21 protein-coding genes are annotated in these 18,232 nt (G+C 67.3%); 8 read left to right on the forward strand and 13 right to left on the reverse strand.

Annotated elements, in window-relative coordinates; all coding sequences use genetic code 11:
- Window positions 1-5 precede the first annotated feature (5 nt).
- The gene (locus tag ACEN9O_RS04885; RefSeq protein ID WP_495616517.1) at window positions 6-488 is read right to left on the reverse strand and encodes an HrpB1 family type III secretion system apparatus protein; all 483 of its coding nucleotides are present in this window, start codon (window positions 486-488) and stop codon (window positions 6-8) included.
- Window positions 489-702: 214 nt separating this feature from the next.
- Between ACEN9O_RS04885 and sctU the strand changes: the two genes are divergently transcribed.
- From sctU to ACEN9O_RS04920, 7 genes are read left to right on the forward strand one after another with little or no spacing between them, the layout of a single operon-like run.
- Window positions 703-1,791 carry a type III secretion system export apparatus subunit SctU gene (sctU, locus tag ACEN9O_RS04890; RefSeq protein WP_495616518.1) on the forward strand — a complete coding sequence of 363 codons (1,089 nt, stop codon included), beginning with the start codon at window positions 703-705 and terminating at the stop codon, window positions 1,789-1,791.
- The gene (locus tag ACEN9O_RS04895) at window positions 1,788-3,725 is read left to right on the forward strand and encodes an FHIPEP family type III secretion protein (protein WP_495616519.1); all 1,938 of its coding nucleotides are present in this window, start codon (window positions 1,788-1,790) and stop codon (window positions 3,723-3,725) included. Before sctU ends, ACEN9O_RS04895 begins: the two co-directional genes overlap by 4 nt.
- Before the next feature lie 12 nt (window positions 3,726-3,737).
- Window positions 3,738-4,409, forward strand: a complete 672-nt coding sequence (sctP, locus tag ACEN9O_RS04900; protein ID WP_495616520.1) for a type III secretion system protein SctP — start codon at window positions 3,738-3,740, stop codon at window positions 4,407-4,409.
- Between the two features lie 27 nt (window positions 4,410-4,436).
- Window positions 4,437-5,516, forward strand: a complete 1,080-nt coding sequence (sctQ, locus tag ACEN9O_RS04905) for a type III secretion system cytoplasmic ring protein SctQ (protein WP_495616521.1) — start codon at window positions 4,437-4,439, stop codon at window positions 5,514-5,516.
- Entirely contained in the window at window positions 5,500-6,147 is a 648-nt protein-coding gene (gene sctR, locus ACEN9O_RS04910; RefSeq protein WP_495616522.1) for a type III secretion system export apparatus subunit SctR, read from the forward strand. The genes sctQ and sctR overlap by 17 nt, the downstream gene beginning before the upstream one ends.
- A gap of 3 nt (window positions 6,148-6,150) precedes the next feature.
- Complete coding sequence (gene sctS / locus ACEN9O_RS04915) at window positions 6,151-6,411, forward strand: type III secretion system export apparatus subunit SctS (RefSeq protein ID WP_495616523.1); 261 nt, start codon at window positions 6,151-6,153, stop codon at window positions 6,409-6,411.
- Complete coding sequence (locus tag ACEN9O_RS04920) at window positions 6,408-7,292, forward strand: hypothetical protein (protein WP_495616524.1); 885 nt, start codon at window positions 6,408-6,410, stop codon at window positions 7,290-7,292. The genes sctS and ACEN9O_RS04920 overlap by 4 nt, the downstream gene beginning before the upstream one ends.
- A gap of 6 nt (window positions 7,293-7,298) precedes the next feature.
- Here the strand turns inward: ACEN9O_RS04920 and ACEN9O_RS04925 are convergent, their stop codons facing one another.
- The 8 genes from ACEN9O_RS04925 to ACEN9O_RS04960 form a co-directional block, all read right to left on the reverse strand.
- On the reverse strand, window positions 7,299-7,754 hold the full coding sequence (locus tag ACEN9O_RS04925) for a CesT family type III secretion system chaperone (protein ID WP_495616525.1): 456 nt from the start codon (window positions 7,752-7,754) through the stop codon (window positions 7,299-7,301).
- Window positions 7,755-7,883: 129 nt separating this feature from the next.
- Window positions 7,884-8,096 carry a hypothetical protein gene (locus ACEN9O_RS04930; protein WP_495616526.1) on the reverse strand — a complete coding sequence of 71 codons (213 nt, stop codon included), beginning with the start codon at window positions 8,094-8,096 and terminating at the stop codon, window positions 7,884-7,886.
- Between the two features lie 123 nt (window positions 8,097-8,219).
- A complete protein-coding gene (locus ACEN9O_RS04935; protein WP_495616527.1) occupies window positions 8,220-8,432 on the reverse strand; it encodes a hypothetical protein in 213 nt (70 codons plus the stop codon).
- A gap of 85 nt (window positions 8,433-8,517) precedes the next feature.
- Window positions 8,518-8,751 carry a hypothetical protein gene (locus tag ACEN9O_RS04940; RefSeq protein ID WP_495616528.1) on the reverse strand — a complete coding sequence of 78 codons (234 nt, stop codon included), beginning with the start codon at window positions 8,749-8,751 and terminating at the stop codon, window positions 8,518-8,520.
- Between the two features lie 18 nt (window positions 8,752-8,769).
- A complete protein-coding gene (locus tag ACEN9O_RS04945; RefSeq protein WP_495616529.1) occupies window positions 8,770-9,717 on the reverse strand; it encodes a hypothetical protein in 948 nt (315 codons plus the stop codon).
- A 200-nt stretch (window positions 9,718-9,917) separates the two neighbouring features.
- Entirely contained in the window at window positions 9,918-11,489 is a 1,572-nt protein-coding gene (locus tag ACEN9O_RS04950; RefSeq protein ID WP_495616530.1) for an ammonium transporter, read from the reverse strand.
- An 11-nt stretch (window positions 11,490-11,500) separates the two neighbouring features.
- The gene (locus tag ACEN9O_RS04955) at window positions 11,501-11,839 is read right to left on the reverse strand and encodes a P-II family nitrogen regulator (RefSeq protein ID WP_008444920.1); all 339 of its coding nucleotides are present in this window, start codon (window positions 11,837-11,839) and stop codon (window positions 11,501-11,503) included.
- A gap of 11 nt (window positions 11,840-11,850) precedes the next feature.
- Window positions 11,851-12,615 carry a TorF family putative porin gene (locus tag ACEN9O_RS04960; protein WP_495616531.1) on the reverse strand — a complete coding sequence of 255 codons (765 nt, stop codon included), beginning with the start codon at window positions 12,613-12,615 and terminating at the stop codon, window positions 11,851-11,853.
- Window positions 12,616-12,893: 278 nt separating this feature from the next.
- On the opposite strand from ACEN9O_RS04960, the gene ACEN9O_RS04965 reads away from it, so the two are divergent.
- Window positions 12,894-13,136: an accessory factor UbiK family protein gene (locus tag ACEN9O_RS04965; protein WP_161088022.1), complete on the forward strand. Its 243-nt coding sequence runs from the start codon at window positions 12,894-12,896 to the stop codon at window positions 13,134-13,136.
- 55 nt (window positions 13,137-13,191) lie between these two features.
- Here ACEN9O_RS04965 and ACEN9O_RS04970 read toward each other — a convergent pair whose 3' ends face one another.
- The 4 genes from ACEN9O_RS04970 to ACEN9O_RS04985 are packed head-to-tail and all read right to left on the reverse strand — an operon-like array spanning window position 13,192 to window position 18,182.
- Entirely contained in the window at window positions 13,192-14,226 is a 1,035-nt protein-coding gene (locus ACEN9O_RS04970) for a porin (RefSeq protein ID WP_495616532.1), read from the reverse strand.
- A gap of 42 nt (window positions 14,227-14,268) precedes the next feature.
- Entirely contained in the window at window positions 14,269-15,591 is a 1,323-nt protein-coding gene (locus ACEN9O_RS04975; protein ID WP_495616533.1) for a C4-dicarboxylate transporter DctA, read from the reverse strand.
- A 57-nt stretch (window positions 15,592-15,648) separates the two neighbouring features.
- On the reverse strand, window positions 15,649-16,899 hold the full coding sequence (locus ACEN9O_RS04980; RefSeq protein ID WP_495616534.1) for a M20/M25/M40 family metallo-hydrolase: 1,251 nt from the start codon (window positions 16,897-16,899) through the stop codon (window positions 15,649-15,651).
- Window positions 16,896-18,182 (reverse strand): allantoate amidohydrolase, encoded by a 1,287-nt coding sequence (locus ACEN9O_RS04985; RefSeq protein WP_495618427.1) that lies wholly within the window; start codon window positions 18,180-18,182, stop codon window positions 16,896-16,898. The genes ACEN9O_RS04980 and ACEN9O_RS04985 overlap by 4 nt, the downstream gene beginning before the upstream one ends.
- Window positions 18,183-18,232: the final 50 nt, after the last annotated feature.

Below are 18,232 nucleotides of genomic sequence, written 5' to 3' on the forward strand. Positions count from 1 at the left end.
TCTCCTCAGGCGCGCAGGTAGTAGTGATGGCTGGGCGCTTCCTGCACCGGCACCGGCTCCGGCGGCGTCCAGGCCAGTTCCGGGGTGCCGTCCGCCGCCTCCGGCAATTTGCCGAACAACAGGTTGACCAGGCCCACCGCCTCCGGGTCGTCATTGCGCACCAGCACCTCGTTGGCGCTGATGCGCCAGGACGGATCGCCCGAGGCGTACAGGCACAGCGCCTGCAGCGCGGTGCAGATCGGCAGGTTCTGCATCTCGACGCTGCTGCCATGCAGATTGCGCAGCACGTGGGTCGCCTCGATGTACTGCTTGCGCTTGATGAGCAGCCAGGCGTCGAAGGTGTCCAGTTCGCGGAACTGCGGACGCAGCACGCGCAGCGCCGCCAGCAGCGCATCGGCGTCGGCCAGTTTGTCGTGCTTGATGCCCGCCATCAGGATTTCGATCAGGCCGGTGACGACCTTGCGGTCGCAGGTGCTGTAATCGTTCATGGTATGTCCTACCTTGTGGAGTCATGGGGTGTACTGGGGAGCACGATAGCGTGCCGGGGCCGGAGCGAAGAGCGACGGAGCGAACCGGCGGCGCGCCAAACGAAAGCGCCGTCCCCGCTTCGTCCGCCGCGCCGCGCTTTCGTTTGACGCCAGGGCCGCAGCACGGGCGGCGGCGACAATCGGCCCCGAGTCTCTCCCCCAACCCGGCGGCCCCATGTCAGACGAAAAAACCGAAGAACCCAGTGAAAAGAAGCTCGAAGACGCCAGGCGCGACGGCAAGTCGCCCAAGAGCACCGACCTCACCGGCGCGGCCGTGCTGTTGTCCAACGCGGCGCTGATGATCATGGCCGGCCCGGCGTTGGCCGACGGCTTGCGCGCGCTGCTGGCCGGGGCGCTGGCGGCCGTCGGCCAGCCCGGCGCCGACCTGCTGCTGCACGCGCGCCGCATCGGCCTGCAGGGGCTGATGCTGCTGGCGCCGTTCCTGGCGGTCAGCGTGCTGGCGGCGGTGGCCGGCACGCTGCTGCAGACCGGCGTCAACTTCTCGACCAAGCCGGTCGAGCTCAAGTTCGACGCCGTCAATCCCGGCGCCGGCCTGACCCGCATCTTCTCGATGCGCTCGATGGTCGACCTGGGCAAGATGCTGGTCAAGGCGGTGCTGATCTTTGTCGTGATGTGGAAGACCACCGTGCTGCTGGTACCGCTGATCGTGGGCGTGGCCTACCAGCCGGCGGCCGGCATCGCCCAACTGGGCTGGACCGTGCTGACGCGCTTCATGCTGGTCGGCGGCGCGCTGTTCCTGCTGATCGGCGCGGCGGACTTCGGCATCCAGCGCTGGCTGTTCCTGCGCGACCAGCGCATGAGCAAGGACGAGGTCAAGCGCGAGCACAAGGAATCCGACGGCGATCCGCACCTGAAGGGCCAGCGCAAGCAGCTGGCCAAGGAGATCGCGATCGGCCCGGCGCCGCCGAGCCGCGACCAGCTGCGGCGCGCCCAAGCCGTGATCGTCAACCCGACCCACTACGCGGTGGCGCTGTGCTACGACCCGCACGGGCTGGGCCTGCCGCAGGTGGTGGCCAAGGGGCTCGACGAGCAGGCGCTGGAGATCCGCCGCCTGGCGCAGGAGCTGGCCATTCCCATCGTCGGCAATCCGCCGCTGGCGCGCGCGCTGTACACCGTGCCGCTGGGCGGCGCCATCCCGGAAGCCCTGTTCGACACCGTCGCCGTGATCCTGAAATGGGTGCGCGACATCGGCACCTCCGACGCCGGCGCGCCGCCCTCCTCTCACCTTGTGGACTCAATATGAACGTGCTTAAAAAAATGGAACTCGGCGGCGAGATCGCCATCTCCGGCGTGGTGGTGGCCGTCATCGCGCTGATGATATTGCCGCTGCCGGTGTTCGCCATCGACACCCTGCTGGCGGTCAACATCTCGATCAGCGTGATCTTGCTGATGATGACCATGTACATTCCCAGCGCCGTGTCGTTCTCGTCGTTCCCGTCGCTGCTGCTGTTTACCACCATGTTCCGGCTGTCGCTCAACATCGCCTCCACCAAGTCCATCCTGCTGCACGCGGACGCCGGCCACATCATCGAGAGCTTCGGCCAGCTGGTGGTGGGCGGCAACCTGGTGGTCGGGCTGGTGGTGTTCCTGATCATCGCCACGGTGCAGTTCATCGTCATCGCCAAGGGTTCGGAGCGGGTGGCCGAGGTCGGCGCGCGCTTCACGCTGGACGCCATGCCGGGCAAGCAAATGAGCATAGACGCCGACCTGCGGGCCGGCAACCTGACGGCCGACGCGGCCCGCCGCAAGCGCGCGCTGCTGGCCACCGAGAGCCAGCTGCACGGCGGCATGGACGGCGCCATGAAGTTCGTCAAGGGCGACGCCATCGCCGGCCTGATCATCACGCTGGTCAACATCCTGGCCGGCATCGTGGTCGGCGTCAGCTACCACGGCATGAGCGCCGGCGAGGCCGCCAACCGCTTCGCCGTGCTGTCGGTGGGCGACGCCATGGTGTCGCAGATCCCGTCGCTGCTGATCTCGGTGGCGGCCGGCATCATGATCACCCGCGTGGCCGACGAGCACAGCGAGGGCGAGCAGTCGCTGGGCGCCGAGATCGCGCGCCAGCTGACCGGCAACGCGCGCGCCCTGTTCACCGCCAGCGCGCTGCTGGGCGCGTTCGCCTTCGTGCCGGGCTTCCCGTCCACCATGTTCCTGCTGCTGGCGGCCATGGTGTGCGCGTCCGGCCTAGTGCTGCGCAAGAAGGAAAAGGCGGTGGCGGCCGGCGGCCCCGGCCTGCCCTCGCTCAAGCGCCTGGCCGGCGCCGACGACAAGCAGGACATGCCGACCATCGCCGACAACGCGCCGCCGTTCTCGCCGCCGATCGCGATCAAGCTGTCGCCGCAGCTGGCCGGCCAGCTCGACCCCGCCGTGCTGGACCGCGCCTTCGAGGCCGCGCGCCAGGGCCTGGTCGAGGAGCTGGGCCTGCCCTTCCCCGGCCTGGCGATCTGGAAAAGCGCGGCGTTGTCCGGGCTGAGCTACGAGCTGTCGCTGCAGGATGTGCCGGTGGCCCAGGCCGAGCTGGCGCCGCCGGACGCGCCCGGCGCGCTGGAGGCGGTCCTGGTCGAGCGCACCGCGGCCACGCTGCGCGCGCACGCCCAGCTGTTCATCGGCCTGCAGGAAACCCAATGGCTGCTGGACCGCGTGGGCGCCGACTATCCGGGCCTGGTGGAAGAGGTCAAGAAGGCGCTGCCGGCGCAGCGCATCGCCGACGTGCTGCGCCGCCTGCTGGAGGAGCGCATCCCGATCCGCAATATGCGCGCCATCCTGGAGAGCCTGGTGTCCTGGGGGCCGAAGGAAAAGGACATGCTGACGCTGAGCGAATATGTGCGGGGCGATCTCGGCCGCTTCATCGCGCACCGCGCCACCGGCGGCCAGCGCAAGCTGCCGGCCATCCTGCTCGACACCAGCGTCGAACAGCTGATCCGCCAGGCCATCAAGGCCACGCCGGCCGGCAATTACCTGACGCTGGCGCCGGACCAGGTGCAGGCCATCGTCGCCCGCATCGAGCAGATCGCCGGCCCGGCGCCGGCGCCGCTGCTGGCGGTGGTGACGTCGATGGACATCCGGCGCTACGTGCGGCGCATGATCGAGCACAAGCTGGACTGGCTGGACGTGTATTCGTTCCAGGAGCTGGGCGGCGACGTCGACCTGCAGCCGCTGGGCAGGCTGGTGCTGTAAGGCGGGCCGGCCATGACGCTCAAATCCCAGGCGCCACAGACGGTGCGGCTGTTGCCGCGCGGCGAAACGGCGCCGGCCGGCGGTGGCCGCCAGCGCGCCTCCCAGCGCCAGCAATTCGGCGCCCGCTATGCCGCCCTGAACGCCGGTCCGGATGGCGAAGCGGCGCCGCACGACGACGGCCAAGCGCCGGCGGACGCCACGGACGCCGATGCGGCGGCGGCAGGCGCCTTCGCCTCCGGCCCGGCCCATGCCGACCATGCAGCGCCGGCCGATCCGGCCGAGGCCGCCGAAGCATCCAAGCCAGCCGAGGCCCCCGACGCGGCCGGCCGCCCGCCCGCCGATGATGGCGACGGCCCGGCCCTGTCCAGCCGCATCGCCCGCGCCTGCATGCGCGACGAGCAGGCCAGCCTGCGCACCGCGCGGCTGGCGGCCCTGATCGCGCAGTTCTGCAACGCCCCAACCATCCTCGACAGCGGCAACTGGGAGCTGCGCATCGCGCTCGATCCGCGCCTGCTGCCGGCCACCCGGCTGCACCTGATCCTTTCGTCCTGTCGGCTGTTGCTTCGCTTTGAGAGCGGCGACCGCGACGCCCGCCACGTAATCTTAGACAACAGCAAGGAACTGGCCCGACGCCTGGGCGCCTTGCTGCCGGCCCGGATCGAGGTGGACATCGTCTGCTGGTGACGCCGGCGCCGACAACCAGGAACCGCCATGCCCCGAGATCACAAACCCATAGAGCCGTTGCAGTCGCGCCTGCCGTCGCTGGCGCCGCCGCTGGCGCGGCTGAGCCGCGCCGTGTTCGACCAGCGCGGCGCCGCGCTGGCAGCCATGCTGGACATCGTGCTCGCGCCGACGCCGTGCCGTGCCGACCAGCTCACCCGTCCCGCCCGCCTCACATTGCGCAGCGCGCACGGCGCCCTGCACTGCGTGCTGGATCTGCAGGACCATCCCGCGCTCGACTGCGCCGCGCTCGGTCCGCCGGGCCAGTGGCGCGCCATGCTGGCCGGCGCGCTGCTGCAGCCCTGCCTCGACCGATTGCAGCAACTGGGCCTGTCCCCGCTGTCGGTGACGGACCTGGCGCCGCTCGACGATGACGACGCCGGCCAGGCCATCGCCGGCGGCCTGGCACTGCGGCTGCACCACGGCCACCGCGCCGACGATGCCGGCCACGGCGCCATGCTGGTGCTGACCGCGATCGACCCCGGCCTGCTGACCGCGCTGGAGGCCACGCCGCGTCCGGCCACCATCCTGCCGGACTGGCTGGGCGCGCTGCCGCTGGCCGGCGCCGCCGTGCTGGGCGAGCGCCGCTGCGCCACCGCGCTGCTGGCCTCGCTGCGTCCCGGCGACGTGCTGCTGGGCTGGCGCGGCGGCGTGAGCGATGCCGCCGCGCTGGCCGGCGTCACGCTGCGCTGGGCCGCGCGCCACGGCCTGCACTACCGCGCCGCGGCCGCCATCGACGGCCGCGCCGTCACCCTGGACACTTCCCCCACCCTTAGCCTGGAGCCATCGACCATGGACCACCTCTCCCCCGGCGCCGACAGCCCATTGACCGATGTCGCCGCGCTGGAACTGCCCGTCACGCTGGAAATCGTCACCCTCGCCATGCCGCTGCACCAGATCGGCGCCATGCAGCCCGGCCAGGTGCTGGAACTGCCGCTGTCGCTGGCCGACGCCCGCGTGCGCATGGTGGCCTGCGGCCAGACGCTGGGCCACGGCACGCTGGTGGTGGTGGGCGAACAGCTCGGTTTCCAGATCAGCGCGATGAGCCACGCCCATGAACCAGACGCCTGATTTCGCCTCGCTGATCCTGGCGGTCTTCACGCTGGCGCTGCTGCCGTTCGCCGCCATGGTGGTGACCTCCTACACCAAGATCGTGGTGGTGCTGGGCCTGCTGCGCAACGCCATCGGCGTGCAGCAGGTGCCGCCCAACACGGTGCTCAACGGCATCGCCATCATCGTCTCGTGCTATGTGATGGCGCCGGTCGGCATGGAGGCCATGAAGCAGGCCCAGTCGCACGGCGGCGAGGCCGGCGGCAACAGCGTGGTGCAGCTGCTGGACGGCGCACGCGACCCGTTCCGCCAGTTCCTGGTCAAGCACACCAACGAGCGCGAGAAGACCTTCTTCCTGCGCTCGGCGGCGCAGATCTGGCCGGCCGACAAGGCGGCCCAGCTCAAGCCCAACGACCTGATGGTGCTGGCGCCGGCCTTCGCGCTGACCGAGCTGACCGCCGCGTTCAAGATCGGCTTCCTGCTGTACCTGGTGTTCGTGGTCATCGACCTGGTGGTGGCCAACATCCTGATGGCGATGGGGCTGTCGCAGGTCACGCCCAGCAACGTCGCCATTCCCTTCAAACTGCTGTTGTTCGTGGTGATGGACGGCTGGTCCACGCTGATCCACGGGCTGGTGCTCACTTACAGGTGACTTATGGATTTTGACAATATCGGACGCATGACCTCCAACGCCATGATGCTGTGCCTGCTCATCTCGCTGCCGGCGGTGCTGGTGGCCGCGCTGGTGGGGCTGGTGGTGTCCTTCCTGCAGGCGGTCACCTCGCTGCAGGATTCGAGCATTTCGCAAAGCATCAAACTGGTGGCGGTGTCGGTGACCGTCATGCTGGCCGCGCCCTGGGGCGCCTCGGCCGTGCTGCAGTTCGCGCGCAGCGTCATGCAGTCGATCTTCGCATGAGAATCGATCCGTCCGGCCCCGGCGCGCTGCAGCAGCTGATGGCGCAGGCCGAAGTCGAGGCCGCCAATCGTCCCACCCTCAGCGCGGCCGCGGCGGCCCAGCGCAGTCTGGCCGGCCGCCGCGCCGGCCATCATCATTTTGCCGGCAGCGCCGATGCCGCCGCGCAGTCCGACGTGGTGCTAACGCCGCTGCACTCGCGCGTGGCCGCGCTGCTGGCCAAACTGCAGGCGCGCCAGAAGCGCGGCGCCGGCAACGTCCACGACACCGCCGGCGAGATCGAGGAACTGCTGCTGTTGCTGGAATCCCAGGCGCAGACGCAGGCGCAGTCGCAATCGCCGGCGCGGCCCAGGATACAGGCGGGCATCAAGAAACGCGATGGCCAGGCGGGCCAGCAGCCATGGCGCCCGCCCCAGCACGACGCCGGGCGCGGCGACCAAACGGACCAGACGGCCCCCAGTGCTGCGGCCGCTCCGGGACGGGACGCGCTGGCGCGGCTGAAGCATGGCGCTGCGGCGCCAGCGCTGCCGGCGCCGGGCGATCGCGCGCATTTTCCCACACTGACCGGGGCGCTGATGACGCTGCACGCGGCGCAGCGCAATCCCGCTCCCGGCACGCCGCTGACGGCGCCGGTGCTGCGTGCCATGCGCGACTATCTGAGCCTGCCGGCCGGTCCCGGCGGCAGTCCGGGCACGCTGGCCGCGGTGCGCCAGCAGCTGACCGTGCTGCTGCCTGCGCCCATGCCGCAAGCGGCGCCGCCGCTGCGGCAACTCCACCTGTTCCTGCCGGTGCTGCTGTTGAACGCGGCGCGTCCGCGCACCGACCGCCAGCGCGCCCTGGCCCTCGCCAAGATCGACGTGCTGCTGCGCGGTGCGCGCGGCTGAAACGCCTCAGGCTTTAATCCACAGATAAGAACCGTTGGCGATCTGCTCGTACATCTCGTCGTCGGTCTGAAAGATGTTGTCGCGCCAGTAGCGGCCGTGCTCGGCGTAATGCGCCAGCAGCTCGATCAGCCAGTCGCCCCCCACCTCGTCGCAGAACTCCACCCGCACGATCATGACGATGCCGCCGGTCTCGGCGTCCATGCCCAGCTGGGCCTGGTCCTGCGCGTACACCACCAGGTTCGCTTCCAGCAGCAGGCGGTAAGCCTTGAGCGTGCGGCCGCTGCTGACGATACCGTAATTGAAATGGAGGTAGAGCGCGCCGGGGTCGGCTTCCAGATGATCGATCAGCACGTCGAAGCCCTCGACGTCGAGCAGGCCATGCTCCAGCACGGCGTCGGCGTCCGGGATGCCCAGGCTGGCGCACAGTTCATGAACAACGTCGGCGTAGCGTTCTGCACTCATGGTGGCCCTGATGCCTGCGATGAAAAAAAACCGGCTGGCGCCGGTTGTAAGGTGCGGAATGCCTGGGCATTGCACCCGGGCTTCCCGTGCGAGGCCGCCGCGCCGTTGGGCGCGGCAGCCACTGCGGCATCACTGCGCCAGCGCCTTCAGACCCTTGCCCAGTTCCTCGATGACCGAGTTCTTGGCCTGGTTCAGCGCGATGTCGTTCTGGATCTTGGCCAGCGCGTCCTGCGCGGCCATGGTGGCGGCGGCGTTGGCTTGCATGGCGCTGATGGTGCCTGCGGCGTCGCCGAAGTTGGCGGCGGTGGAAGCGGCGTTCGAAGCTTGGGTTTTGGTGCTCATGGTGTGACTCCTTAAAAATTAAAAAGTGCCGGAATGGCGGATCGTGCCTGCAACAATGCGATACGGCGGGCGCCGCGGACTGGACCGACGTGACCTCGGTCCCGGCCGCGCGCGCCGGCGGGCTTACTGCGCCAGCGCTTTCAGGCCCTTGCCCAGTTCCTCGATAACCGAGTTCTTGGCCTGGTTCAGCGCGATGTCATTCTGGATCTTGGCCAGCGCGTCCTGCGCGGCCATGGTGGCGGCGGCGTTGGCCTGCATGGCGCTGATGGTACCGGCGGCGTCACCGAAGTTGGCGGCGGTGGAAGCGGCGTTCGAAGCGGCGGTTTTGGTGCTCATGGTGTAACTCCTTAAAAGAAATCAAATATCCCAAAACGGGTGAACAACGGCACTGCAAGTACTACGGAAACTGCGATGAAACTGATTACTGCCGCACGGCCTGGCAGATCTGCGCGGCGGCCAGCAGGCCGGCGTGCAGCGTCTGCTTTTCCTTGCGCAGCACCGGGTCGGCTTCGGCCGGCCAGTTGGCGAACTCGACCGCGCTGCGCTGCAGGGCCTGCACCACGGCGTGGCAGCGCGGATCGTTGGACGGGACCTCGGCCAGAACCTGGAAGCTGTCCATGTCGGTGAGGATGTCGTTAGTCAATGATGGAAACATGTCGGACTCCGGGGTTGATCAGGGAGAGGTGGCCATCGTCAACGGGCTGGTATCGCCCATCGCGGTTGCCGGAAAGTGTTTGCTGCCGTCGGTCGACTGCACATAGCGCAGCCCGCCGGCATCCAGCGCCGAGTCGCTGTCGGCCACGCTCCAGCCGGGGCGCACCTCGGTCAGCCGGGTGTCGAGCCGGCGCACGGCGGGGCCGAAGTCGGCCGCCAGCTGGGTCAGCTTGCGCTGGACTGCGGCGCGGTCGCGGGTGGTGCCGGAGACGAGGAAATCGCCGTCGCCCTGGTAGCTGGCCTGGAGATTGGGTTCGCGCAGCGATTCGCTGATGCCGGCCAGCACGTCGTTGACGATGGCCAGGTGCGCCACCGAACGGTCGGGCGCGAACCGGCGCAGCAGATCGCGCACCGCGCCGGCTTCGGCGCCGTTGCGGACCACGCCGCGCACCACGATCAGCCCGTCGTGTTCGCCGACCTGCAGGCCGGCCTGGCCGATGCCTGCCAGCAGCGGCGGCAGTTGGCGCGACAGGCCGTCGAGCGCCGACGCGGGACGCATGTGGCCTGGCTGCATCGCCAGCAGCGCCGTGCTCAGCAAAGCGCCCGGCACCGCCACCGCGCCGAAGGCCAGCCAGCGTTTCATGTTGCGCCGCGCCGGCTGGCGCGCCAGGTCCGGCGCGGGCGCGCCGGACTGCGTGGCGGGGACTGGCACGGCATCGGGATCGCCGACGCTGAGCGCGATGTCGCCGAAATGCAGGACTTGGTGTTCGTTGACCGGGTGGGTGTCGCCGCCGGCGCTCCAGCCGATGCGGCCGTCCTCGGCAATGCTCAGGCTGACCGCTTCATGGCGCCAGTCGCTGAGGTGGACGCAGGCCGCCTCGTCGTCGCCGATGCTCCAGATGCCCGGCGCCAGGCGCAGCGTCGCGCCGCGATGGCGTCCCGACAAAATGCGGATTTCCTTGATCATGTACCCACTCCTCGATGCGCTCCGAAGCGAAGTGCCCCGGTCCATGAGTGGTACTGTATCGCCGGGGGGACGGCGTCAGCGGGCGGGAAGCGAACATCTATCGCGGATTCCGAACCGGCCTGCCGCAGCTGTTTGCAAGCCCCCAAAAAAAATGCCGCTCAGCTCAGGCTGAACGGCATTTTGAACTACGAGAAGGTTAATCAGGCGTGGTAAGCGGACTCGCCATGGCTGGTGATGTCCAGGCCTTCGCGTTCCTCTTCTTCCGGCACGCGCAGGCCGATGACGATATCAACCAGCTTGTAAGCGATCAGCGATACGACGGCCGACCAGATGACGGTGGTGCCGATGGCGGTGCCCTGGATCGTCACTTGGCTGACGATCGAGTATGGATCGGCCGACATCTTGTTGGTGACGTAGTCGAAGATGCCTTGACCGCCCAGCGATGGCGAAGCGAACACGCCGGTCAGCAGCGCGCCCAGGATACCACCGACGCCGTGCACGCCGAACACGTCCAGCGAGTCATCCGCGCCCAGCAGGCGCTTCAGGCCGTTCACGCCCCACAGGCAGACCACACCGGCCAGCAGGCCCATGATCAGCGCGCCCATCGGACCGACGTAGCCGCAAGCCGGGGTGATGGCCACCAGGCCGGCAACGGCGCCCGAAGCGGCACCCAGCATCGAAGGCTTGCCCTTGACGATCCACTCGCCCAGCAGCCAAGACATGGTGGCGGCAGCGGTAGCCAGCAGCGTGTTGACGAAGGCCAGTGCGGCGACGTCGCCCGCTTCCAGTGCCGAACCGGCATTGAAACCGAACCAGCCCACCCACAGCAGCGAAGCGCCGATCATGGTCATGGTCAGCGAGTGCGGCGCCATGGATTCGCGGCCGTAGCCAACGCGTTTGCCCATCATGTAAGCGCCCACCAGGCCGGCAACAGCGGCGTTGATGTGCACCACGGTGCCGCCGGCGAAGTCCAGCGCGCCTTTTTGCCACAGGAAGCCGGCTTTGGCGGTTTCGGTGGCCAGCGTTGCGGCATCCTTGATCGCATCAGGACCGGTCCAGAACCAGACCATGTGAGCGACCGGCAGGTAGGCGAAGGTGAACCACAGCACGACGAAGGCCAGCACGGCGGTGAACTTGGCGCGTTCGGCGAAGGAACCGACGATCAGGCCGCAGGTGATGGCGGCGAAGGTCGCCTGGAACACCACGTACACGAACTCCGGAATGACCACGCCTTTGCTGAAGGTGGCGGCGGTGGCGAAGGTGGCCTTGGCCGGATCCCAGATACCGTTCAGGAACAGGCGGTCGAATTTACCAACGAAGGCGTTGCCCTCGGTGAAGGCCAGCGAGTAACCGTACACGCACCACAGCACGATGATCAGCGCGAAGATGGTGAACACTTGCAGCAGGATAGACAGCATGTTCTTGGAACGGACCAGACCGCCGTAGAACAGCGCCAGGCCGGGAATCGACATCATGATGACCAGGATGGTCGACACCATCATCCAGGCGGTGTCGCCCTTGTTCGGGACAGGTGCTGCGGCCGGTGCAGCGGCCGGAGCTGCTTCCGCTGGCGCGGCGGCGGCCGGCGCAGCAGCAGCTGGGGCGGCGGCCGGCGCGGCGGCAGGAGCCGCTTCAGGCGCCGACGCGGCAGGCGCGGCAGCGGAGGCGACCGGAGCCGATGCGGCCGGTTTGGCGTCCTCGGCGTGCAGCGGCGCGGACAGCGCGAACAGGATGGAAACCCCAGCCAGCAACGTTGTTATAGTTTTCTTCATCAAGCTTCCCCTTAAAGAGCTTCGTTGCCGGTTTCGCCGGTACGAATACGTATTACTTGTTCCAGGTTGTACACGAAGATCTTGCCGTCGCCGATTTTGCCGGTGCGGGCAGCGCCTTCGATCGCTTCGATCGCCTGCTCGACGATGGAATCGTCCACCGCCGCTTCGATCTTGGTCTTGGGCAGGAAGTCCACCACGTATTCAGCACCGCGGTACAGCTCGGTGTGGCCTTTCTGGCGACCGAAGCCTTTGACCTCGGTCACGGTGATGCCTTGCACGTTGATCGCCGACAGGGCCTCGCGGACCTCGTCGAGCTTGAACGGCTTGATAATGGCGGTAATCATTTTCATGCTGGCCTCGCTTAGAAGGTTTTGGAAATGGTCAGGACAGCCCCGGTTTTGGCCAGGTTTTTCCCGTCCGGTGCGACGGCGATTTTCAGGTCGGCATAGATCGCGGCCAATGCCACCGTGACGACGCCGAAATCTTTGGTCACGCCCAGCTTGTAGTCGGTATAGCTGGCAGCGCTGGTGTGTTTTACGTTCTGGTGGCCGGCGTGCACGTTCAGCACATAGCCATCGGTCAGTTCGAAGTTGCCGGATGCGTCGAGGTAGCCGCTGTTCTTGCTGTCTGGCGTGCCGAACAGGTTGGTGGTCGATTGCGAGTATTTCAGCGAGACCGGGCCATAGCCGATCTGGCCGTACAATTCGAAGGTGTTGGCGTTCGGATGCAGGCCGTTGGATGGGTAGAAGTAGTAGAGGCCGCCGACGTCATAGCTCACGTCCTTGACGATCTCGCCGCGTTTGCCGGCGTACAGATCCCATTCGATATCGCCGTCGCCGCCCGCGTCCTTGGTCCACTTGATGGTCGACAGCCAGGTGCCGGCGTAGAGGCCGGTCGGGTTGTGGGTGTAGTCTGCGCCGCCCTGCAGTGCAGGTTTCAGGCGAGTTTGCGATACGCCGCGGTAGCGGTAGTCGCTGACAATGGCAGCGTTGAAGCTGACTTCATTGTCCGGTTTCGCTTCCGGCGCGGGTGTCGCGTCTTCGGCGCGCGCCATGCCGGCGCTCATGGAGGCGAATGCTAAAGTCAACGCTGCGATCAGGGTGAAGTTCTTGCTCAAGCTTTTCATCGTTGTTTTCCTTGTGTAGTTGAACTTATTTAGCAGTTGCGGTTTAAAATCTTGTATGAAGCGAAGCTGTGTAGGCGTTCATAGCTTCTTTAGCAGAATGCGTGCCAGCTAATGTTGCCTAGGTGCTAGCTGCCGTTTTGACTAGGGCAACGGCACCGTATTGGGAAGAATGTGAGAATGAGAGGGGTGCGACGGTGATTTTGCCGAATTTCGCACCATATTAGGGCCATGGCGCACTACGATGGTGCATCGCCTGGGCGCGCAGATCAAGGAATATTATGGATATGAACACTTTTTTCAACGACTTGCAAAGCAAGATCAATCAGGCCATCGAAAACTCACCAGCAAAGGACATCGAGAAGAATGTGAAGTCGATGATGACCCAGGGCTTTGCCAAGCTGGACCTGGTGACGCGCGAGGAGTTTGATGTGCAGGCGCAAGTCCTGGCCAAGACCCGCGCCAAGCTGGAAGCGCTGGAAGCGCGCCTGGCGGAACTGGAAGCCAAAGCCGGCCAACAGTGATGCAAGCTGGCGCCCGCCCGTGCAGGCAGGCGCCAGAACGCGGCGGCGGGCGGCCTCAGAATTTGTGATGGATGCCCACGCCGTAGAAATTGACCGACGTCGCGGTCTTGCGGTTGGAAACATCCGTGTACAGGAAGGTCCGCTTCGACAGATAGTATTCGTAGCCCAGCCCTATCTGCTTGGTCGGCACGGCGCCGTCTGGCGTCTTGCGGCCGTAGCCCGCCAACAATGTCCCCGGACCAATATCCAGATTGGCGCCAACCACCCAGGCCTTGGTGACGGAATTGACCGCCACCGTGTGCTCCTGGTCCTGGCTTTGGTAGGACGCCACCAGCTTCAGATCCCCCCGCGCCTGCACCGAACCGGCAACCGACCACAGCTTGGTTTCGGCCGCGTTGCGCTCGGCCGCCAGCATCGCGGCGAATATGCCGGCGCGGTAGGTGGCCGAGACCGAGTAGGGATTACTGGTCAAGGTGGCGTTGGCCGCGTATTGCGGCGCGGCCTGCGTGCCGCGGCCGATCAGCGCCGGATTGCCATTGCCCTCGCGGGTAGCGACCGTGACATTGAGTTGCAGGCCGGCGATCTCCGGCGAATTGTAGAACACCGCATTGGAAAAGCGGTTGGCCGACGAGCCGGCCGGATCGAGCGGCTGGCTGGTGTAGCCGGCCACCATCAGGTCGGTGACAAAGCCCGCCGTGCTGGGCGTGCCGCGAAACGGTTCGAACGCCACGTTGGAATCCTGCAGCGCCGTCAGGCCGCGCCCGATGCGCACCGTACCGAAGCTGCCCTGCAGCCCCACCCGGCTCTGGCCCTGGAACAGCGGACGGGTCGTGCCCTCGATGGTACCGACGTCCGGGTCGTAGCGGATCTCCAGTTGGAACAGCGCCTTCAGGCCATCGCCCAGATCCTCGACACCCTTGAAACCTAGCCGGTTGTTGTCGCGGCGCCCTTCGCTGAGCGTGGAGCCGGTCTTCTTGAACACGCCAAGGTCGATGTTGCCATACACCGTGACGGCCGATTGCGCCTGCGCCAGGCCGGTGCTGGCGGCCAGCGCGGCCAATGCGGTAAACGATTTATACGATTTTTTCATAGATCCCTTTGGTTTTTTGGAAGTGGTGATGCGATGGATAAATCAGCCCGGCTGTCCCGCTGCCGCGTTAAGCTTGACCTGCTCAGCGTCGTAGCGCTCGATGGCGGCGCGGTTGTCGTTCAATACCGCATGGGCCCGCTCGTGGTCGATGTCCTTCTCCCATGCGGCGACCACCACGGTGGCCACGCAGTTGCCCAGCAGGTTGCCGGCGGCGCGGGCGATGCCCATGAACCAGTCCACCGACAGCACCAGCACCAGGCCGACCACGGGAATCGCCGGGATCGCCGTCAGCGTGGCCGCCAGGATCACGATCGCCGAGCCGGGCACGCCATGCGCGCCCTTGGAGGTGATCAGCGCGATGGCCAGGATCGCCAGCAGGTCGCCGCCCGCCAGCGGCGTGTTGGTGGCCTGGGCGATGAATACCGCCGCCAGCGTCAGGTAGATCGAGAAGGCGTCGAGGTTGAAGGAGTAGCCGGTCGGGATCACCAGGCCGACGGTGGCGTCCTTGATGCCCAGGTATTTCAGCTTGCGCATCACCTGCGGCAGCACGCTGTCGGACGAGGCGGTGCCCAGCACGATCAGCAGTTCCTCGCGCAGGTAGCCGATCAGCTTCAGGATGTTGAAGCCGGCCAGCCGCAAAATCGTGCCGAGGATGCCGAACACCAGGATGGCCACCGCGCCGTAGAACAGCAGCACCAGCATGCCCAGCTGCTTGAGCGAACCGATGCCGTATTTGCCGACGGTGAAGGCGATCGCGCCGAACACGCCCAGCGGCGCCAGCTTGATGATGAAGGACATGCACTTGAAGAAGGCGGCGGCCAGGCCGTCGATCAGCGTGGCCACCGGCGCGGCCCTGTCGCCGACCAGCGACAGCGCGCAGCCGAACAGCACCGAGAACAGCAATACCTGCAACACATCGCCCGAGGTAAACGCGCTCACCGCGGTGCTCGGAATCAGCTTCATGATGAACTCGCTGAAGCCGGTGTTCCGGACGGTGTTGGCGGTGCTGACGTAGTTGCTCATCGCCGAGGCGTCGAGTGTGGCGGCGTCGATGTTCATGCCGGCGCCGGGATGGAACACATATGCCAGCAACAGGCCCAGCGCCAGCGCCACGGTGGTGACGGCCTCGAAATAGATCAGCGCCTTGAGCCCGACCCGGCCCACTTTTTTCAGTTCGCCCGCGCCGTGGATGCCCTGCACCACCACGCAGAATACGATGCAGGGAATCAGCATCTTGATCAGCTTGATGAAGCCGTCGCCCAGCGGCTTGAGGCTCTGGCCGAACGCCGGATACGCCATGCCCACGACCACACCGATACACATCGCCAGCACGATCTGGCCAAATAGTGATTTGAAAAATCGCATTGCTGTTACCCCTTGTTGTCTACGTTGAACTGAAAAGTTTTTGACCGGGGCGGGCGCTTATCGCGTCGCGTCGGCTTGCAGGAAATCGAGCAGGGTCATGGCGACCACCTTGGTGGCGCGCCGCAAGTCCTCCAGCACCAGGTGCTCGTCGCCGCGCTTGGCGTTCGACTCCGGCACCGTGCGCGGGCCGGCGCCGTACAGCACGGCCGGTATGCCCTGCGCTCCGTACAGCCGGGCATCGGCGTACAGCGGCGTGCCCACCGCCGGGATCGCCTCGCCGATGACGTGCTGCGCGTTGCGTTGCAGGCTGGCGACCAGCGGCGCCACCGCCGGCAGCGGCCGCAGCGCTTCCGACAACAGCAGCCGCTTGATCTCGATCCGTATGCCCGGCACGCCGTCGACGGCGGCGGCGATCAACTCGCGCAGCTGCGCCTCGACCGCGACCGGGTCTTCCTCGGGGATCATGCGGCGGTCGAGCTTCATCACCACCTTGCCGGGCACGACGTTGGTGTTGGTGCCGCCGTCGATGCGCCCCACCAGCATGGTCGGCGAGGTGATGCCCGGCACTTGCGAGCGGATGTCGCGCAGCACCGGCAACTGCGCGTAGACGGCGTTGAGGATGCGCGTGGCGGCCTGCAGGGCGTCGTGGCCGGTCTCCGGCATCGCGCCGTGGCCGGACTTGCCGTGCACGGTGACCTCCAGTTGCAGGCTGGCGTTGTGGGCGGTGACGATCTGGTAGCTGAAGCCGGCCGCGATGACGAAATCCGGATGGCTCAGCCCCTGCTCCAGCAGCCAGCCGGGACCGAGCAAGCCGCCAAACTCCTCGTCGTAGGTGAAATGCAGCTCCAGGCTGCCGCGCAGCGCGATGCCCAGCGCCTCCAGCGCGCGCACCGCGAACACATAGGTGGCGAAGTCGCTTTTCGAGACGGCGGCCGCGCGGCCGTACAGGCGGCCGTCCTCGATCACGCCGCCGTAGGGCGGACGGGTCCAGCCTTCGCCCGGCGGCACCACGTCGCCGTGGGCGGTGAGCGCCAGCGTCGGCCCTGGCGCGGCGTAGCGGCGGCGCACGATCAGGTTGGTGATGGTCTCCATGCCGTAGGCGCGGACCGCGTCGTCCGGCACCGCATGACGCTCGACCGCCCAGCCTAGCCCGTCCAGCATCGCGGCCACCGCGTGCGCGTGGGGCGCGTTGTTGCCGGGCGGCGTGTCGGTCGGGATGCGGACGACGTCTTGCAGGAAGGCCACCTCGGCGTCGAAGTGGTCGTCGATCCAGCTGGCCAGGCGGGACTGGATGGGGGTGAGTGTCATAGCGTGCGGTCCTTGTGATTGCCGGATGGCTGGAAGTGTTCGATGAAATCGCTCACCACGCGGGCTGCCAGCGCGGCGTCTTCGGCGGTCATGGTTTCGAGCGGATTGTGGGAGATGCCGCCGTTGCCGCAGCGGATAAACAGCATCGCCATGTCGGTGCGGGCGGCCATCACCATGGCGTCATGGCCGGCGCCAGACGGCAGCCGGCGCGCGGGCAGGCCGGCGCGTTGCAGCGCCGCCTCCAGTTGCCCGCACAGCGCGGGCGCGCACGGCACGCTGCGCGCCTCGTGCGTCTGGCGCACCTGCGTGGTCACGTCCCGCCGCGCGGCGATGCGTTCGATGGCGGCGAGGATGTCCGCCACCGCCGCTTCGCGCTGCGCGTCCTGCTCGGCGCGCACGTCGATGGAGAACAGCGCGCGGCCCGGCACCACGTTGGCCGCGCCGCCCGGCACGTCGAACTGGCCGACCGTGCCCACCAGCCCCGCGACGCCGCTGCAGCGCTGCTCGATCGCCAGTGAGATTTCCGCCGCCGCCATCGCGGCATCGCGGCGTCCGGCCATCGGCACGGTGCCGGCGTGGCCGGCCACGCCCGTCACCTCCACCTGCATGCGCGTGGCGCCGGCGATGCCGGTGACGATGCCCAGCGCCAGGCCTTCGTCCAGCAGCACCGGGCCCTGCTCGATATGCACTTCCAGAAAGCCCAGCATGCGCTCCGGCGCCATCGCGGCGGCGGCCAGGTCGGCGCAGCTGTAGCCCAGGCCGGCACTGTCGATGGCCTGGCGCATGGTGACGCCGGCGGCGTCGGTGTTGTCGAGCACGCGCAGGTCGAAGGCACCGGCGATCGCCCGGCTACCCAGCAGGGTGGCCTTGAAGCGCACGCCCTCCTCCTCGGCGAAACCGATCACCTCGATGGCGTGGGCGAAGCGCCGTCCCTGCGCATGCCAGCGGGCGACGCAGGCGATCGGCAGCAGGATGCCCAGGTTGCCGTCGTAGATGCCGCCGTTGGGGACGGTGTCGAAATGCGAGCCGGTCAGCAGCGCGGGCGCACCCGGCTCGAGGCCCTCGTAACGGCCGATGACGTTGCCGACGGCATCGCGGCGCACGCTCATGCCGGCTTCAACCATCCATGCGGCCAGCTGGGCCGCGGCCGCGTGGTGGGCCGGCGTGAGAAAGCTGCGCGTCATCATGCCTGGCGCTTCGGTGCAAGCGGCCAACGCTTGCGCACGCGCCATCACGCCGGCGCCCAGTTCGGTATATCCAGTACTTGTGTTGCAGTCTGACATGTTCATAGGGATCTCCGGTAAATTATTTTCTCTTATTTTTAACCATTGAA

This window comes from Duganella sp. Dugasp78, from assembly GCF_059491455.1.

Excerpts from the sequence above, each read along its gene's own strand:
- sctP (WP_495616520.1), top strand. The coding sequence starts at position 3,738 with ATGACGCTCAAATCCCAGGCGCCACAGACGGTGCGGCTGTTGCCGCGC.
- ACEN9O_RS04955 (WP_008444920.1), bottom strand. The coding sequence starts at position 11,839 with ATGAAAATGATTACCGCCATTATCAAGCCGTTCAAGCTCGACGAGGTC.
- sctR (WP_495616522.1), top strand. The coding sequence starts at position 5,500 with ATGAACCAGACGCCTGATTTCGCCTCGCTGATCCTGGCGGTCTTCACG.
- ACEN9O_RS04920 (WP_495616524.1), top strand. The coding sequence starts at position 6,408 with ATGAGAATCGATCCGTCCGGCCCCGGCGCGCTGCAGCAGCTGATGGCG.
- ACEN9O_RS04895 (WP_495616519.1), top strand. The coding sequence starts at position 1,788 with ATGAACGTGCTTAAAAAAATGGAACTCGGCGGCGAGATCGCCATCTCC.
- ACEN9O_RS04930 (WP_495616526.1), bottom strand. The coding sequence starts at position 8,096 with ATGAGCACCAAAACCCAAGCTTCGAACGCCGCTTCCACCGCCGCCAAC.
- ACEN9O_RS04985 (WP_495618427.1), bottom strand. The coding sequence starts at position 18,182 with ATGTCAGACTGCAACACAAGTACTGGATATACCGAACTGGGCGCCGGC.
- ACEN9O_RS04960 (WP_495616531.1), bottom strand. The coding sequence starts at position 12,615 with ATGAAAAGCTTGAGCAAGAACTTCACCCTGATCGCAGCGTTGACTTTA.
- ACEN9O_RS04975 (WP_495616533.1), bottom strand. The coding sequence starts at position 15,591 with ATGCGATTTTTCAAATCACTATTTGGCCAGATCGTGCTGGCGATGTGT.
- ACEN9O_RS04940 (WP_495616528.1), bottom strand. The coding sequence starts at position 8,751 with ATGTTTCCATCATTGACTAACGACATCCTCACCGACATGGACAGCTTC.
- ACEN9O_RS04925 (WP_495616525.1), bottom strand. The coding sequence starts at position 7,754 with ATGAGTGCAGAACGCTACGCCGACGTTGTTCATGAACTGTGCGCCAGC.
- ACEN9O_RS04945 (WP_495616529.1), bottom strand. The coding sequence starts at position 9,717 with ATGATCAAGGAAATCCGCATTTTGTCGGGACGCCATCGCGGCGCGACG.
- ACEN9O_RS04885 (WP_495616517.1), bottom strand. The coding sequence starts at position 488 with ATGAACGATTACAGCACCTGCGACCGCAAGGTCGTCACCGGCCTGATC.
- sctU (WP_495616518.1), top strand. The coding sequence starts at position 703 with ATGTCAGACGAAAAAACCGAAGAACCCAGTGAAAAGAAGCTCGAAGAC.
- ACEN9O_RS04965 (WP_161088022.1), top strand. The coding sequence starts at position 12,894 with ATGGATATGAACACTTTTTTCAACGACTTGCAAAGCAAGATCAATCAG.
- ACEN9O_RS04970 (WP_495616532.1), bottom strand. The coding sequence starts at position 14,226 with ATGAAAAAATCGTATAAATCGTTTACCGCATTGGCCGCGCTGGCCGCC.
- ACEN9O_RS04980 (WP_495616534.1), bottom strand. The coding sequence starts at position 16,899 with ATGACACTCACCCCCATCCAGTCCCGCCTGGCCAGCTGGATCGACGAC.
- sctQ (WP_495616521.1), top strand. The coding sequence starts at position 4,437 with ATGCCCCGAGATCACAAACCCATAGAGCCGTTGCAGTCGCGCCTGCCG.
- ACEN9O_RS04935 (WP_495616527.1), bottom strand. The coding sequence starts at position 8,432 with ATGAGCACCAAAACCGCCGCTTCGAACGCCGCTTCCACCGCCGCCAAC.
- sctS (WP_495616523.1), top strand. The coding sequence starts at position 6,151 with ATGGATTTTGACAATATCGGACGCATGACCTCCAACGCCATGATGCTG.
- ACEN9O_RS04950 (WP_495616530.1), bottom strand. The coding sequence starts at position 11,489 with ATGAAGAAAACTATAACAACGTTGCTGGCTGGGGTTTCCATCCTGTTC.